This window comes from Propionibacterium australiense, assembly GCF_003666605.1.
Taxonomy (GTDB): Bacteria; Actinomycetota; Actinomycetes; order Propionibacteriales; family Propionibacteriaceae; genus Propionibacterium; species Propionibacterium australiense.
Genome location: NZ_RCIV01000005.1, coordinates 47269 through 61968, shown reverse-complemented (window position 1 = coordinate 61968; position 14700 = coordinate 47269). Strand labels below are relative to the sequence as shown.

Below are 14700 nucleotides of genomic sequence, written 5' to 3'. Positions count from 1 at the left end.
TGCCGCATCATCCTCACCGGGCAGGTGCACAGTGAACAGACGAGCAGAGATCCTCCTCCAGCTGGAACGGCATCTCTCGGCCGACTCCGAGGCGCTCCAGGACCGTCTCGGGGTCGGCGCGAAGACGATCACGAACGACGTCCACGAGCTGAACGCCGTCCTCGGAAAGGTCGCCCAGGTGCGGCTCGACCAGGGACGCTACCGCCTGTGGGTGATCGACCATGACCGCTATGCGCAGCTGCGCGCCGAACTCGTCGACGACTCCGCCTCGTTCAACGACCCCAGCACCCGCGGCGGCCACATCATCGCCCGCCTCGCCCGCGCCACCGGCCCCGTCCTCGTCGACGACCTCGCACGCGAGATGTCGGTGAGCCGCTCCACCGTCCTCAACGACCTGGGTACCCTGCGCGAACGCAGCGCCGCTTACGGCATCACCATCGTCGGGCGCCCCAGCCGGGGCCTGACATGGCACGGCGACGAGCTGAGCCGCCGGCTGTACATCCTCGACCACCACTACCCGGCTGTGTACTCCGGCTATCCGGTCGACGAGCCCCTGCTCGACCTCGTCGACCGTATCGCCGCCGAGTACCAGGTCTCGATCCTGGCCGCCCAGGAGATCACCCGCTGGTACACGGTGATGCTCGACCGCATGCTCACCGGCCACCCGCTCGGCGCCCTGCCCGACGACTACGAGGCCGTCCGCCAGGACAGCGCCTACGCCTTCGGCACCCAGCTCGCCGCAGCGGTGAGCGAGGCGCTGCAGCTGCCGGTCGACGACAACGAGGCCATCTTCATGACGCTGCCCGTCATCGGCATGCACACGCCGCACGACCGGCGACGACTGAAGCGCTTCCCCGCCTCCGCCGAGATCCGTCCGCTGCTGGAGGAGATCCTGTCCGAGATCGCCGCCCAGATGGGCATCGAGATCCCGGCCTCGGCGATGCTGACGAACTTCGCCCACCACCTGAGTTTCATGATCAACCGGCTGCGCTTCGGCATCCGCATTCCCTCCGGGCCGCTCACCGAGCTGCGCAGCGCCTACCCGGTGGCCTACCAGATGGCCACCATCGCCGCGCAGGTCATCGACCGCGAACTCCGCCTACGCGTCGCTGACGACGAGAAACAGCTCCTCACCGGCTACTTCCAGGTCTTCATCGAGGAGCATCGCACCCTCACCACACCGGCCTACCGGGTCGGCGTGGTGACCCACGGCGGCGGGGTCTCGGCCCGGCTGGTGCAGCTGGAACTGGCGAAGGTGATGGCCGGCTCCACCCAGTACACGCTGCTCAGCCTGGACGAGGCGGCCGAGGACGTGCTGGACGGTTTCGACCTCGTCATCACCACGACCACCCGGCCGCTGCGCACCTCGACGCCGATGATCCGGCTGGCCGAGGTCTTCGACCGCGACGAGCTGCTGCGCCACATCAACCGGCTGCGCTTCGACCGGGGCGTCCAGGTGATGCTCGGAGCCGGCACCCGCTCGCTGCTGGCCGGCCTGCTCACCAGCGAGCGGTTCATGGTGCTCGACCCCACCCTGGGCTACGAGGAACTGCTCGAGGTGATGCTCGACCGGCTCGTCGCCTCCGGCCGGCTGACAGCCGAGTTCGGCGCACGCATCCGCGAACGCCAGGAGCGGGCCACCATGCTCATCAGTCCCGAGGTGGCCTTCCCCCACGCGACCCTGCCCGGCGATGCGGACCGGATCGTCCTAGCGATCGGCGTCGTCCCCCGCGCGACGGGCGAGGACGGCCTGCGTCTGGTCGTCCTGCTCGGTGTGCCCGACAAGAACGAATACGACGACACGCTGCTCGTCGACATCTACGACGAGGTGATCCGGCTGGCGACCGACCGGGCCGGCCTGGACCGGATCGGCCGCTTCACCTCGTACGAGCAGTTCTTCTTCTACATGACCAACAACCCGGCCCACCTCAAGGAGAGCTGACATGAACTTCTGGTTCCTCCTCACCGCACTCGGCGTGGCCTACCTGGGCCAGATGTACTTCTCAACGGTGCAGATGAAGGACTTCTCGACGTCCTACGCCGCGCTGCGCAGGCGCGGCAAGGTGGCGATCGGCAAACGCAGGAACGCGCTGAGCGCCGGCGCCATCGCCATGCTGCTGCTCGACGAGGACGGCACCATCGTCGACGCCCGGGTGATGTCCGGCCTGACCGTACTGGCCCGGTTCAAGCCGCTGGCCCAGATCACCGGGCAGCACATCGCCGACCTCGACCCGGGCTCGCTGCGACGCTGCCCGAAGGGCCTGCGACTCGCCGTCGAGAACGCCCAGAGCAACTGGGTCACCGTCCAGAACGGCGGCGTTCCCGCCGAACCGCTGAGCCCGCTCGGACGTCTCCTTGCCAGACTGCCCGGCCCCACGGCGCGCCCGGCCCCACGGCGCGCCCCCGGCGGCGGGCCCGCGAAGAAGAAGCAGGTCACCGCCGTCCCGGCACGGCCTGCCGCAACCCACGTCGTCACGGCCACCAGGACGGCCGTGAGGTCAACCCGACTCACTCAACTGGAAGGAGTGACTTCATGAACATCATCGTCAGGGCGGCCGAATGGTTCATCGGCCTGTTCCAGCAAGGCGCCGAGACCTTCATCGGCTGGATGAGCACGACCGTTCCCCTCGTCCTCGTCCTGCTCATCTTCATGAACTCCCTCATCGGCATGATCGGCCAGGACCGCATCAACTCCCTGGCCCGCCACGCCTCGGGCAACCCCGTCAGCCGCTACATGCTCCTGCCGTTCCTGGGCGCCTTCATGCTGGCCAACCCGATGGCCCTGTCGCTCGGCCGTTTCCTGCCCGAGTTCTACAAGCCGTCGTACGCGGCGGCCGGCATGCAGTTCTGCCACACGAGCAACGGCGTGTTCCCGCACATCAACCCCGGTGAGCTGTTCATCTGGCTCGGCATCGCCAATGGCATCACCGAGCTGGGGCTGCCCACCACGCCGCTGGCCATCCGCTATCTGCTCGTCGGCCTCGTCATGAACTTCGTCGGCGGCTGGAGCACCGATTTCATCACCCGCTGGGTCGAGAAGCAGCAGGGCGTCCGACTCAGCCGCGAACTGAAGACCGCCTGAACGAGGAGGATTTCCATGACGTACCACGCACTCACCGTCACGCGCGGCAGCTCCGGTTACGGCGGCCCCCTCACCATCAAGGCCGAGGGCACGAGAAACAAGATCGTCTACATCGTCGGCGGCGGCTCCAAGCCCGTGGTCGTCGAGAAGATGGAGGAGCTGTCGGGAATGGAGTCGGTCAACGGCTTCAACACCACGGTCCCGGACGAGGAGATCGCGGTCGCCGTCATCGACTGCGGCGGCACGCTGCGCTGCGGCCTCTACCCGAAGAAGGGCATCCCCACCGTCAACGTCATGCCGACCGGCAAGGCCGGCCCGCTGGCCCAGTTCATCAACGAGGCCATCTACGTCTCGGCCGTCGGTCCCGACCAGGTCAGTCTCGCCGAGCCGGACGCGGTGCCGGCCGGTGTCGCCGCAGGGGCGGCCGCCGCGGCCGGTACGGCAGAGTCGGGCGCCCGGGACGCCGAGAGCACGGCGGCCGAGGCAGAGGCCGACGACACCGTGCACTACTCGTCCGACATGAAGGTCTCCGAGACACTGGCCAAGAAGAAGAACAAGAACCTGCTGGAGAAGATCGGCCTGGGCGCGGGCAAGATCATCGCCATCTTCTACCAGGCCGGCCGTGACGCCATCCAGACGATGATCACGACGATCCTGCCGTTCATGGGTTTCGTCGCCATGCTCATCGGCATCATCCAGGCCTCCGGCCTGGGCAACTGGATCTCCCAGACCCTCTCGCCGCTGGTCGGTTCGGGCCCCGGCCTGCTCATCCTCGGCTTCATCTGCTCGCTGCCGTTCCTGTCGCCGCTGCTCGGCCCCGGCGCCGTCATCGGCCAGGTCATCGGCACGCTCATCGGCGTCGAGATCGGCAAGGGCGCGGTCAGCCCGAGCCTGGCGCTGCCGGCCCTGTTCGCCATCAACACGCAGAACGGCTGCGACTTCATCCCGGTCGCCCTGGGTCTGGCCGAGGCCGAGGCGGAGACGGTCGAGGTCGGTGTCCCCGCGGTGCTCTACTCCCGGTTCGTCAACGGCGTCCCGCGCGTCGCCGTGGCCTGGCTGGCATCCATCGGCCTGTACAGCACCACCTGATCCCCGCTGCCGCATCCGCCATTCCCCGGCGCCACTCGCCCATGCGCCGGGGAATGCGGCAACCGGGCGGGGTCGCCGCAGCCGCGCGCCGCTCCTGCGGCCGGGAAGACGACCGCTCTGGCAGCACCACCGGTCCTTGTGCGGGCACCTCTGCGCTGCACCGGGGACGGCTCGTCCGATCCGCCCGCCTCACGCACCCCCACGACGAACACAACCACATCCATCAGGAGACCGACATGGCTCAGATCTACAAAACCACCGTCAGGGGCATCGGTCCAGAGGCCGCCTCCTTCGCCGACCAGGGCTTGTACGTGCTGTTCGGCGACGGCGCCCCCGCCTCGCTCGCCGAGTTCTGCTTCACCATCGACATGAACCAGTCGAGCGACGACATCAAGCCCGGCGCCCGGCTCGTCATCGACGGCGTCGCCTTCCCGGTCACCGCGGTCGGCAACCTCGTCCGCAAGAACCTGGACGGTCTGGGCCACATCACGGTCGCCTTCGACGGCGCAGCCCAGGCCCAGCTGGAGGGCACCCTGCACGTGCAGGGCCGGTCCCCCGCGCTGAGCATCGGCTCGACGATCTCGATCGAGAACTGAGACCGTGATCAGCCGGACCGTCACCATCAGCGACCCCTTGGGCCTTCACGCCCGGATGGCGGCCCTCCTGGCCCGCGCCGCCGAGCAGTTCGAGTCGTCGCTGTGGCTGAGCTGCCGCGGTAAACGGGCCTCGCTCACCAGCCAGCTCAAGGTCCTGGCCCTCGGCGCCCGCCGGGGCGACGAGGTGCTGGTGCTCGCCGACGGCCTCGACGAGACCGAGGCCCTCGAGGCCATCGCCGGCAGGCTCGCACTCGGCACCGGGCCCCTCGACGAATGAGACCGGGACGTCCTCACCCCGTTGTCCCCGCTCGTCGCCGTCTCCCCCTCCCCTCGAACGCCGCGGATGTGTGCACCACACGCGCGTGCGGTGATGAGCGAACAGGTTTGCACTGCCCAATGCCCCAGCTACGTGCACCACGCGGTGCGCGCGGTACCGGGACAGGCACGGCGTCCGCAGAAGGGGGAGGACGTCGACGAGCGGGAGGGGCCGGAGCGGCAGGAAAAAGCCGCACAAGGGGGCTGTCCTCGACACGGGCTCGGGGAATAGGCTCGGAAAACCCTGAGTCAAGGAGGGTTTCATGCCCGGCACGCCCCATCCCGCCTCCTCTCCCACACCCTTCATCCGCGTCGAGCAGCTGACGAAGTGCTTCGGGCAGGACGAGTCCCGCGTCACGGTGCTCAGCGAGGTCACCCTGAGCCTGTACCGCGGCGAGATCTGCGTGCTACTGGGCCCCTCCGGTTCGGGCAAGTCCACCTTCCTCAACCTCGTGGGCGGCCTGGAACCGGCCGAGGCCGGGACGATCGAGGTGAACGGCGAGGAGGTCACCGCGCTGGCCGGGCGCCGCCTGGTGGCCTACCGGCGCCGCGAGCTCGGCTTCGTCTTCCAGTTCTACAATCTGATCCCCGATCTCACGGTGCGCGAGAACATCGAGGCCTGCGCCTGCCTGGTACCCGATCCGCTCGACGTCGACGAGCTGCTGCGCGGCCTGGGCCTGTGGGGGCACCGCGACAAGCTGCCCCGGCAGGTCTCCGGCGGCCAGCAGCAGCGCTGCGCCATCGGCCGGGCCCTGGTCAAGAAACCCGGCCTGTTGCTGTGCGACGAACCCACCGGCGCCCTCGACTACGAGACGAGCAAGGAGGTGCTCGGCGTCCTCGAGCGGGTCAACCGCGAGCACGGCTGCACCACCGTCATCGTCACCCACAACGACGCGATCGGCCGCATGGCCCACCGCATCCTGCGGCTGCGCGACGGCCGCCTGGTGCAGGACGTGGTGAACGAGCGCCCGGTTCCCGCGGCCGAGCTCGAGTGGTGAGCGCCATGGGCAGAGCCCACCGTCCGCCGCCCCCGCCAACCGCTGCGGCACCGCCTGCCCCGGCAGCTGCGCGCGAACGCCGGCCGCTACGCGGCGATCTTTCTCCTCCTGTTCACCGTCTGCGCCCTCGGTACCGGCTATCTGTCCGCGACGGCCTCCATCGAGGCGATCACGGACACGGTCGACGAGGACTACGCCGTCGAGGACGGGCGCGTCACCACGGCCGCGGCCCTCACCGGCGAGCAGGCCGGGGCGCTCGCCGACGCCGGCTTCCAGGTGCACGAGAACTTCTCCCACGACGCGCCGTTGGCCGTGGACGAGGCCCACCTCGCCGACGGCCAGGACCCGGACGCTCAGGTCACCCTGCGCCTGCACATGCCGCGCGAGGGCTTCGACCTGGTGGCGCTCCACGAGGGGGCGATGCCCGCCGCCGGTGACGAGCTCGCCCTCGACGCGACCTTCGCCCGGGCGCACCGCCTCGGCGTCGGCGACACCGTCACGGTCGCGGGCCTGGGCTACCGGATCTGCGGCATCGTCACCCTGCCCGACTACATGGCCCTCTTCCAGACGAACTCCGGGATCGTCATGAACACGCTCACCTTCGGCGTGGGCACCCTGACAGCCGAGGGCTGGGCGCGCCTGACCAGCCCCGACGCCGGGCCCGGCGTCTCGACCGCCTTCACCTATTCCTTCTTCCTCGACCCGGCCCTGGCCGCCGATACCACCGCACGCACCGGCCTGGACGGCTCGGCGCTCACCGACGGGGACGGCACCCTGACCGCCGGCGAGCGCCGCGACGTCGAGACCGACGCGGCCGGCCGGCTCATCGCCGCCGGGGCGCGGGTCGGCTCGCTCATCGACTCCGGCGACAACCTGGCCATCAACTACGGCACCGACGACGTCAGCCACGACTCGTTCTTCATCACCTGGCTGATCGTCGTCCTCATCGTCGTGGTCGCCTTCATCGTCGTCGTCATCACCTCGGCGGCGATCGAGGCAGAGAGCTCGGTGATCGGCACGCTGCTGGCCTCCGGCTGGCGCAGCGGCGAGCTGCTGCGCCACTATCTGGCGCTGCCCGCGCTCGTCGGCGCCACCGCCTGCCTCGCCGGCAACGCCCTCGGCCACACGGCGCTGGTCGCCCCTATGCGGCACATCTACTACGACATGTACAGCCTGCCGCCCTATACGGCGAGCTTCTCGGTGCGGGCCCTCCTGCTCACGACGGTGCTGCCGCTGGGTCTGCTCATCGGCATCACCGCCCTGGGACTGACCAGAGCGCTGCGCCGCACCCCGCTGCAATTCCTGCGCCACGAGCACAACCGCCGCGGGCATCGCGCGGTGCACCTGCCCGCGCGCCTGCCCTTCCGCATCAGATTCCGTCTGCGCCTGCTGCTGCAGGCCAGGGCCGCCTTCGCCACGCTCTTCGTCGGCATCGTCCTGTCCAGCTTCCTGCTCACGGCCGGCCTGGCCTTCCTGCCGGTCGTCGACAACTACACCGAGGACACCATCGCCAATCTGCCCGCCGCCTACGCCTACACGCTGACCGCCCCGGTCGAGCCGACGAGCACCGATCCGGCGGCCGCGCAGGCCGAGCGCCTCACAACGACCGTCCTGCAGGTCGAGCGCCGCTGGGACGCCGGCCCGATGGACGTGCAGCTCCTCGGCGTCGACGAGGACTCGAGCCACCTCGACGGGCTCGACGTGTCCGGCGGGCGCGTCGTCGTCGGCGCCGGCCTGCAGGACAAGACCGATGTCGAGGTGGGCGAGGTGCTCACCCTCACCGACGAGTACACCCGGCAGGAGCACCGGCTCACCATCGCGGGCACCTGGGGCAACAGCACGGACGTGCGCGTCTACCTGTCCCGCGAGACCCTCAACGGGATGCTCGGGCTCGACGCCGGCTCCTTCAACGGCTATCTGTCCGACACCGCACTCGAACTGCCGGGGGGCTCCGTGGCCAGCACCACGACGGAGCAGGACGTGCGCACCGCCGCGGACCAGATCTCCACGTCCCTCTCAGCGGTCCTGCGCATGGCGACCTTCCTGGCGATCCTCGTCTTCCTCATCGTCGTCCACCTGCTGACGAAGACGGTCATCGACCGGGGCGCGCGCACGATCTCGCTGCTCAAGGTGCTCGGCCACCACGACGGCGAGATCTCGGCCGTCTACGTGCGCACGGTGACACTGACCGTCGCGGCCTCCCTGCTGCTGAGCCCGGCGCTCACCCTCAGCGCCCTGAAGTGGGGCGCCGCCCGCGTCTTCATCGGCTACGACGCGAACTTCGTGCTCACCGTGCCCGCAGCCATGGTGGCCGAGGAGATCGCCATCGCCTTCGGCATCTACCTGCTGGTGGCCGGACTGCACCTGCTCCACGTGCGCCGGATCCCGCTGGGCGAGGCGCTGCGCGTGCAGGAGTGAACGAGCACACGCCACACGCCCGGCGCCCCCGCGCCCGGCGGATGCCGGATTCCTTGCGCACGAGACCTAATCTGGACACTGTCACCCCTTGTCCGGGGTGACATGCCCCGTATCCATGAGCAGAGGAGATCACCACATGGACGAGACCATGCGCGGCGTCATCCTGCATGCCCCGGGCGACGTGACGGTCGAGGACCGGCCGGTCCCGCACGTCATCGACCCGACCGACGCCATCCTCAAGGTCGAGATCGCCTGCATCTGCGGCTCAGACCTGTGGCCCTACCGCGGGCTCCAGCCCGTCGAGGAGTCCCCCATGGGCCACGAGTACATCGGCACCGTCGTCGAGATCGGCTCCGACGTGAAGAACGTCAAGGTCGGCGACTTCGTCGTCGGCTCCTTCTGCCTGTCCGATAACACCTGCGAGATCTGCGCCTCCGGCTACCCGTCCCGCTGCGTCAACGGCGGCTTCATGGGGGACACGCAGGCCCAGTACACCCGCGTGCCCCAGGCCGACGGCACACTCGTCGTCGTCCCGGGCGGCAGGCCCGAGGACCCGGAGATCCTCGCCTCCCTGCTGGCGGCCTCCGACGTGCTCGGCACGGGCTGGTTCGGCGCGGTCGCCGCCGAGGCCGGCCCCGGCAAGACGGTCGCCGTCGTCGGTGACGGCGCGGTGGGCCTGTCCGCGGTGCTCGCCGCGAAGGCGCTCGGCAGCGAGCAGGTCATCGCCTTCTCCCGTCACGAGGACCGCGCCGCGCTGGCGCGCGAGTTCGGCGCCGACGTCGTCATCGCCGAACGCGGCGAGGAGGGCGCGGCCAAGGTCAAGGAGCTGACCGGCGGGCTGGGCGCGCACGGCGTCGTCGAGGCGGTCGGCAACCAGGTCTCGATGGACCAGGCCATCGCGTCCTGCCGCCCCGGCGGGCACGTCGGCTTCGTCGGCGTCAGCCACGACCAGCAGATCGACGGCGGCACCCTGTTCTTCTCCGAGGTGCACCTGCACGGCGGCCCCGCACCCGTGCGCCGCTTCCTGCCCGACCTGATCGACCGGATCCTGAAGAAGGAGATCAACCCCGGCAAGGTCTTCACGCTGCGCCTGCCACTCGAGCAGGCCGCCGAGGGCTACCAGGCGATGGACGAGCGCCGCGCCATCAAGGTGCTGTTGGAGGTCTGAGCCGGGACACGAGACCCCGGAGGGGAACCGTCACATCGCACGGACTCCCCTCCGGGGCCTCCCCGGGCGGGTCGCGGGGAATTGGCTCTTGCCCGGAACGGCGAACCCGGGCACATTGGTCCAATGGACGCTGATCGCACCGTCGCCGTTCGGATTGAACTCGTCGACGCGGAACCGAAGGTCTGGCGCGAGGTCCTGCTGCCCGTAGACCTGCCGTTGCCCCTCCTGCACGACGTCATCCAGTCGGTGATGGGTTGGGAGGATGCTCATCTTCACGGCTTCGCCCGGGGCTCCGGTTTCTGGGGCGCAGCACCGACGTGGGTGCCGTTCGTCGAGGAGCCCGGCCGCGAACTCGACGAGGCCTCGGCATCGCTCATCGACATCCTGCCCTCCCACCGGTCCGTTGCGACATACCTGTACGACTTCGGGGATGACTGGGAGCACCGCCTGAGCATCGTCGACGAACGCCCCGGGAGGATCGATCGTGCCGAACTTCTACGCGGCGAGGGCGGCGTGACGCCGGAGGACTGCGGCGGTGTCGGAGGCCGGTCCATGCTCCTCGCGATCCTGCAGGGCAAACTCGGTGGGCACAACGTGCCGGAGGACGCGGAAGAATTCCTCACCCACGTGCTGGGCAGCGATCTGGGGAAGGCGCGGGATGAACTACTCGTCTTCAACGCCGAAGCCGCACAGAAGATGCTCGACCAGGTACCGATGAGCGGTGACACCGGCCCGGCATCCCGCCGGTCGCCCACCGCTTCCGAACCAGTGCTCGACCCTGCCGTGCTACGGGTCCGTCCGGACCTTCTCAATCTGGTCGCCGAGTCGGTTCATTCGGGGCGCTCCGCCCTGGCCCAGATGATTCTCGATGCGAGGCTGGACGACGCCCCTGCCCTCGACCACGAGGCCTGCGTGTCCCTGTCCGAGCCCGTGCGCCAGTTCCTCGACGTCATCGGCGAGGGCGTCCCTCTGACCTCTGCGGGATATCTGCGTCCCAGGGATGTCGCCGCGCTCAGCGAACGGCTACGAATCGGCGAGGAGTGGATCGGCACCCTCAACAGGGAGAACCAGACGGCGCCGATCCTGTACTTCCGCGAGGCGCTGACGGTGATGCGGCTGGTCCGAGTCCGGTCGAACCGGCTGGTGCCGGTCAAGTCGGCGCTGGTGAACGCCGACATCCCGGAGGGCATCGTCGAGCTGCTCGCCTCCCGGCTTCCCGTGGGCACGGGCAGTAGCAGTAACCGCAGGAGACTCGAGTCCGTCGCCGGGATGCTCGTCATGCTCGACCTCGCCGGCCGGCCAATCGCCGGGGACGACGAAGCCACTATGCCCGATCTCGGCGCCCATGCCGCCGCCTACGCCAGGCTCGGTGCCGCGCATGCCGCCGGTCCTTTCGGATGGTGGGCGCCCGCTCCCCCGCAGGACAGCATCGACGACATCCTCCAGCACGCTGTGCTGACCTTGGAGGTCCTTCGCCGCTGCGGGGTTCTGGCCCGATGCCATGGCGACTTCCAATGGGCTCCGACAAAGGCCGGACGGGCCTTCCTCGCGTATGCCCTGACGATGGGCTGAAGGGACTTCCTCGCCTCACAAGCTCCGCTCGGGTTGTGACGGGGGCTGTAAGGGAAACGGTGTGTGGGGGTCCTGCCTGATCGGAGAGGAGACGGCCGTGTCAGAGTCCACGACCGAGGCAACGGAAGGGCTGGTCGATCCGGTGACCGGAGAGATCGTCGATCAGAAACAACTCGCCGAACGGTTGCTCGCCCGGGCCAGGGAGCAGGGCGTGAGCCTGGTCGGCCCGGGCGGGCTGTTGAACCAGCTCACCAAGAACATGCTGGAGACAGCGCTCGAGGCGGAGCTGACCGAGCACTTGGGCCATGAGCACGGCGAGACCCCGATCGCGGTGAACATGGGCAACGGCAGGAGGCCGAAGACCGTGCTCACCGAGATCGGCCCCGTGCAGAGGCCTCAACGGCTTTCCGGGCCCGTTTCCTGTCGCTACCCGGCGGAAGGCTTGGACATCATGACCATGGGCGCCGAATCCATGGTCACGGTGCCCGTCACGCGATATCCCAAGGCCTCGTAGAGACGGACCACCTCCGGGAACTCCTCTCCGGTGAACAGTTCGTACGAGGTGCAACCCTCGACACGGTTCTCGAGCGCTTTCATGAGACGTGTCCCGATCCCGCGGCATTGCCAGCTCGGATCGACGATCGACCGACCAACGTGGGCCACCGATTCATGAACGTGAGCCCGCACCGAGCCGACGATGCGGCCATCATGCTCACAGACGAGCATGATCCCGCTCTCGAACTCACGGACGATGTCGGGCATCGTCTGGGTCAGGGGTGCGATCTCCATCGTGCCAACGCGCTCGGCCACAGCCGTGAACGCCCTCTTCTGAAGATCAAGGACGTCAGCCAATTCCTCAGCATGGGCTTCCCTGATCACCCCTGAGTCCGCGTCAGTCTGCACTGCCCTCACCTCAACGCCCTCGAATGAGACCGGCCGGCCCGTCGACGTCCACCGAGGCGTCACCGGAAAGGTCCCCGACGCTCAAGGATACCCAGGACGACTCGTTCAGCTCACCCAGGAGCTCATCCACCGCCGCGCCGCTCACGTCACTGCCGCGAACCAGGGCCAGTCCCTCAGCACTGTCGGCCCGATCGCCGGGGAGCCAGCAGCACCCGCGCTGATACCCATTTGGGCGATGGCAAGGACTCCGAATGCGCCGAAGCGCAAAGGAAAGAGGATCGGCGAGGGCGCGCCTGCTGCGGGACCCGGCACCCAGCCCACCCGCCCCTCTCTCCCCACAGCAAAACCCCTCGTCCCCGCGATCAAGAAGACACGCAGCCGTTCACCGTGCGCTGACGGTGGCACCACGTTGTGGTCGGCGAATGGTCCGTAATCCCGCAGGGGTTCTACTCTTGGGGCGAGGAAAGGATCAGGCAATGCCGAAACTGCGTTCACGTGTCACCTACGAGGGACGCCCGATGGCCGGCGCCCGCGCCCTGTGGCGCGCCACCGGCATGGGCGATGACGACTTCGGGAAGCCCATCGTCGCCATTGCCAACTCCTTCACCGAGTTCGTCCCCGGGCACGTCGGCCTGCGCAATGTAGGCACGATCGTCGCCGACGCGGTGCAGGCAGCCGGCGGCGTCGCCAAGGAGTTCAACACGATCGCCGTCGACGACGGCATCGCCATGGGCCACGGGGGCATGCTCTACTCGCTGCCCAGCCGCGAGATCATCGCCGACTCGGTCGAGTACATGTGCAACGCCCACCAGGCCGACGCGCTCGTGTGCATCTCCAACTGCGACAAGATCACCCCCGGCATGATGCTGGCCGCCTTCCGCCTGAACATCCCGACGGTGTTCGTCTCGGGCGGCGGCATGGAGTCGGGTCGTCCCATCACCAACGACGACGGCACGACGAGCACCCGCCTCGACCTCATCCACCCGATGACGGCCTCGGCCGACCCGGACGTCTCCGACGCCGAGCTGGCCCGCATGGAGGCGAATGCCTGCCCCACCTGCGGCTCCTGCTCGGGCATGTTCACCGCCAACTCGATGAACTGCCTCACCGAGGCCCTCGGCCTGGCGCTGCCCGGCAACGGCACCACGCTCGCCACCTTCAGCGCCCGCAAGTCCCTCTTCACCGAGGCCGGCCGGCTCGTCGTCGCCAACGCCCGGCGCTACTACGACGAGGACGACGACTCGGTGCTGCCGCGCTCCATCGCCACCCGCGAGGCCTTCGCCAACGCGATGACGATGGACATCGCCATGGGGGGCTCGACGAATACGATCCTGCACCTGCTGGCCGCAGCCCAGGAGGCCGGTGTCGACTTCGACCAGGACGACATCGACGAGCTCTCGCTCCACGTGCCCTGCCTGTGCAAGGTCGCCCCGAACAGCAGTGTCTTCTTCCTCGAGGACGTCCACCGCGCCGGCGGCATCCCGGCGATCCTGGGGGAGCTGCGCCGCGGCGGCCTGCTCAACATGGACGTCCACTCGGTGCACCACGACTCCATGGCGTCCTTCCTGGACGACTGGGACGTGCGCGGCGGCACGGCCCTGCCCGAGGCGGTGGAGCTTTTCCATGCCGCCCCCGGTGGCGTGCGCACCACCGAGATGTTCAGCTCGACGAACCGCTCGGCCGAGCTCGACACCGACCCGGCCGAGGGCTGCATCCGCGACATCGCGCACGCCTACACCGCCGACGGCGGCCTTGCGGTGCTGCACGGCAACATCGCCGTCGACGGCTGCGTCGTGAAGTCGGCCGGTGTGCCCGAGGACCAGTTCGTGTTCAGCGGCCCGGCCCACGTCACCGAGTCGCAGGAGGAGGCCGTCGAGCACATCCTCGGCGGCAGGGTGAAGGCCGGCGACGTGGTCGTCGTGCGCTACGAGGGCCCCAAGGGCGGCCCCGGCATGCAGGAAATGCTCTACCCCACCAGCTATCTCAAGGGCGTCGGTCTGGGCCCGAAGTGCGCCCTCATCACCGACGGCCGGTTCTCGGGCGGCAGCTCGGGCCTGTCGCTGGGGCACATCAGCCCCGAGGCCGCCGCCGGCGGCGCGATCGGCCTGGTACGCGACGGCGACATCATCGACATCGACATCCCAGCCCGCACGATCAACGTGCGGGTCAGCGACGAGGAGCTCGCCGCGCGCCGCACCGAGCAGGACGAGGCCGGCTGGAAGCCGCGGCACCGCGACCGCGTAGTCTCGAATGCGCTGAAGGTCTTCGCGCTGCTGGCCCAGAGCGCCGACAAGGGCGCGGCCCGCCGCAAACTCGACTGACCCTGCGCTTCCCGCTCGCCCTGCGCTTCCCGCTCGCCCTGCGCTTCCCGCTCGCCCTGCGCTTCCCGCTCGCCCTGCGCGTTTAGCGCGTCTGAGCACAACAACCGCAGACTAAGGCCCTCAGGCCGAGCGCACACCCTGGTTCGTCCTGCGCTTTTAGCGCGTCTTCTCACTGAAACCGCAGGACGAACCGCAGAAGACCAACCAGCGCTTCCGAGCACATCCGGCTATTCCTGAG

The 14700-nt window shown here is 69.0% G+C and carries 13 protein-coding genes; 12 read left to right on the top strand and 1 reads right to left on the bottom strand.

All coding sequences use genetic code 11. From position 1 onward, the window contains the following. The first annotated feature begins 31 nt into the window (after positions 1–31). The 11 genes from D9T14_RS05765 to D9T14_RS14150 all read left to right on the top strand — a co-directional run bounded on the left by D9T14_RS05765 (position 32) and on the right by D9T14_RS14150 (position 11752). Positions 32–1942: a BglG family transcription antiterminator gene (locus tag D9T14_RS05765; protein WP_170175768.1), complete on the top strand. Its 1911-nt coding sequence runs from the start codon at positions 32–34 to the stop codon at positions 1940–1942. 1 nt (position 1943) lies between these two features. Further along, positions 1944–2537 carry a transcriptional regulator GutM gene (locus tag D9T14_RS05760; RefSeq protein ID WP_119161335.1) on the top strand — a complete coding sequence of 198 codons (594 nt, stop codon included), beginning with the start codon at positions 1944–1946 and terminating at the stop codon, positions 2535–2537. Further along, positions 2534–3082: a PTS glucitol/sorbitol transporter subunit IIC gene (gene srlA / locus D9T14_RS05755; protein ID WP_119161334.1), complete on the top strand. Its 549-nt coding sequence runs from the start codon at positions 2534–2536 to the stop codon at positions 3080–3082. Before D9T14_RS05760 ends, srlA begins: the two co-directional genes overlap by 4 nt. A 15-nt stretch (positions 3083–3097) precedes the next feature. After that, entirely contained in the window at positions 3098–4171 is a 1074-nt protein-coding gene (gene srlE, locus D9T14_RS05750) for a PTS glucitol/sorbitol transporter subunit IIB (protein WP_119161333.1), read from the top strand. Positions 4172–4407: 236 nt separating this feature from the next. Next, entirely contained in the window at positions 4408–4767 is a 360-nt protein-coding gene (locus tag D9T14_RS05745; protein WP_119161332.1) for a PTS glucitol/sorbitol transporter subunit IIA, read from the top strand. A gap of 4 nt (positions 4768–4771) precedes the next feature. Continuing rightward, positions 4772–5044 (top strand): HPr family phosphocarrier protein, encoded by a 273-nt coding sequence (locus D9T14_RS05740; RefSeq protein WP_119161331.1) that lies wholly within the window; start codon positions 4772–4774, stop codon positions 5042–5044. Positions 5045–5345: 301 nt separating this feature from the next. Continuing rightward, complete coding sequence (locus tag D9T14_RS05735; RefSeq protein ID WP_119161330.1) at positions 5346–6080, top strand: ABC transporter ATP-binding protein; 735 nt, start codon at positions 5346–5348, stop codon at positions 6078–6080. A 276-nt stretch (positions 6081–6356) separates the two neighbouring features. Next, complete coding sequence (locus tag D9T14_RS05730) at positions 6357–8498, top strand: ABC transporter permease (protein WP_126464285.1); 2142 nt, start codon at positions 6357–6359, stop codon at positions 8496–8498. Positions 8499–8646: 148 nt separating this feature from the next. Further along, positions 8647–9666: a zinc-dependent alcohol dehydrogenase family protein gene (locus D9T14_RS05725; RefSeq protein ID WP_119161408.1), complete on the top strand. Its 1020-nt coding sequence runs from the start codon at positions 8647–8649 to the stop codon at positions 9664–9666. 123 nt (positions 9667–9789) lie between these two features. Next, the gene (locus D9T14_RS05720; protein ID WP_119161328.1) at positions 9790–11238 is read left to right on the top strand and encodes a plasmid pRiA4b ORF-3 family protein; all 1449 of its coding nucleotides are present in this window, start codon (positions 9790–9792) and stop codon (positions 11236–11238) included. A gap of 97 nt (positions 11239–11335) precedes the next feature. Next, complete coding sequence (locus D9T14_RS14150; protein ID WP_232012370.1) at positions 11336–11752, top strand: transposase; 417 nt, start codon at positions 11336–11338, stop codon at positions 11750–11752. Here the strand turns inward: D9T14_RS14150 and D9T14_RS05710 are convergent. Then, entirely contained in the window at positions 11665–12141 is a 477-nt protein-coding gene (locus D9T14_RS05710) for a GNAT family N-acetyltransferase (protein ID WP_119161327.1), read from the bottom strand. The genes D9T14_RS14150 and D9T14_RS05710 overlap by 88 nt on opposite strands. 476 nt (positions 12142–12617) lie before the next feature. Between D9T14_RS05710 and ilvD the strand changes: the two genes are divergently transcribed. Continuing rightward, positions 12618–14462, top strand: a complete 1845-nt coding sequence (gene ilvD / locus D9T14_RS05705; RefSeq protein ID WP_119161326.1) for a dihydroxy-acid dehydratase — start codon at positions 12618–12620, stop codon at positions 14460–14462. The last annotated feature ends 238 nt before the right edge of the window (positions 14463–14700 follow it).

Coding starts and splice junctions, on each gene's coding strand:
- ilvD (WP_119161326.1), top strand. CDS start 12,618: ATGCCGAAACTGCGTTCACGTGTCACCTACGAGGGACGCCCGATGGCC.
- D9T14_RS05745 (WP_119161332.1), top strand. CDS start 4,408: ATGGCTCAGATCTACAAAACCACCGTCAGGGGCATCGGTCCAGAGGCC.
- srlA (WP_119161334.1), top strand. CDS start 2,534: ATGAACATCATCGTCAGGGCGGCCGAATGGTTCATCGGCCTGTTCCAG.
- D9T14_RS05760 (WP_119161335.1), top strand. CDS start 1,944: ATGAACTTCTGGTTCCTCCTCACCGCACTCGGCGTGGCCTACCTGGGC.
- D9T14_RS05735 (WP_119161330.1), top strand. CDS start 5,346: ATGCCCGGCACGCCCCATCCCGCCTCCTCTCCCACACCCTTCATCCGC.
- srlE (WP_119161333.1), top strand. CDS start 3,098: ATGACGTACCACGCACTCACCGTCACGCGCGGCAGCTCCGGTTACGGC.
- D9T14_RS05725 (WP_119161408.1), top strand. CDS start 8,647: ATGCGCGGCGTCATCCTGCATGCCCCGGGCGACGTGACGGTCGAGGAC.
- D9T14_RS05720 (WP_119161328.1), top strand. CDS start 9,790: ATGGACGCTGATCGCACCGTCGCCGTTCGGATTGAACTCGTCGACGCG.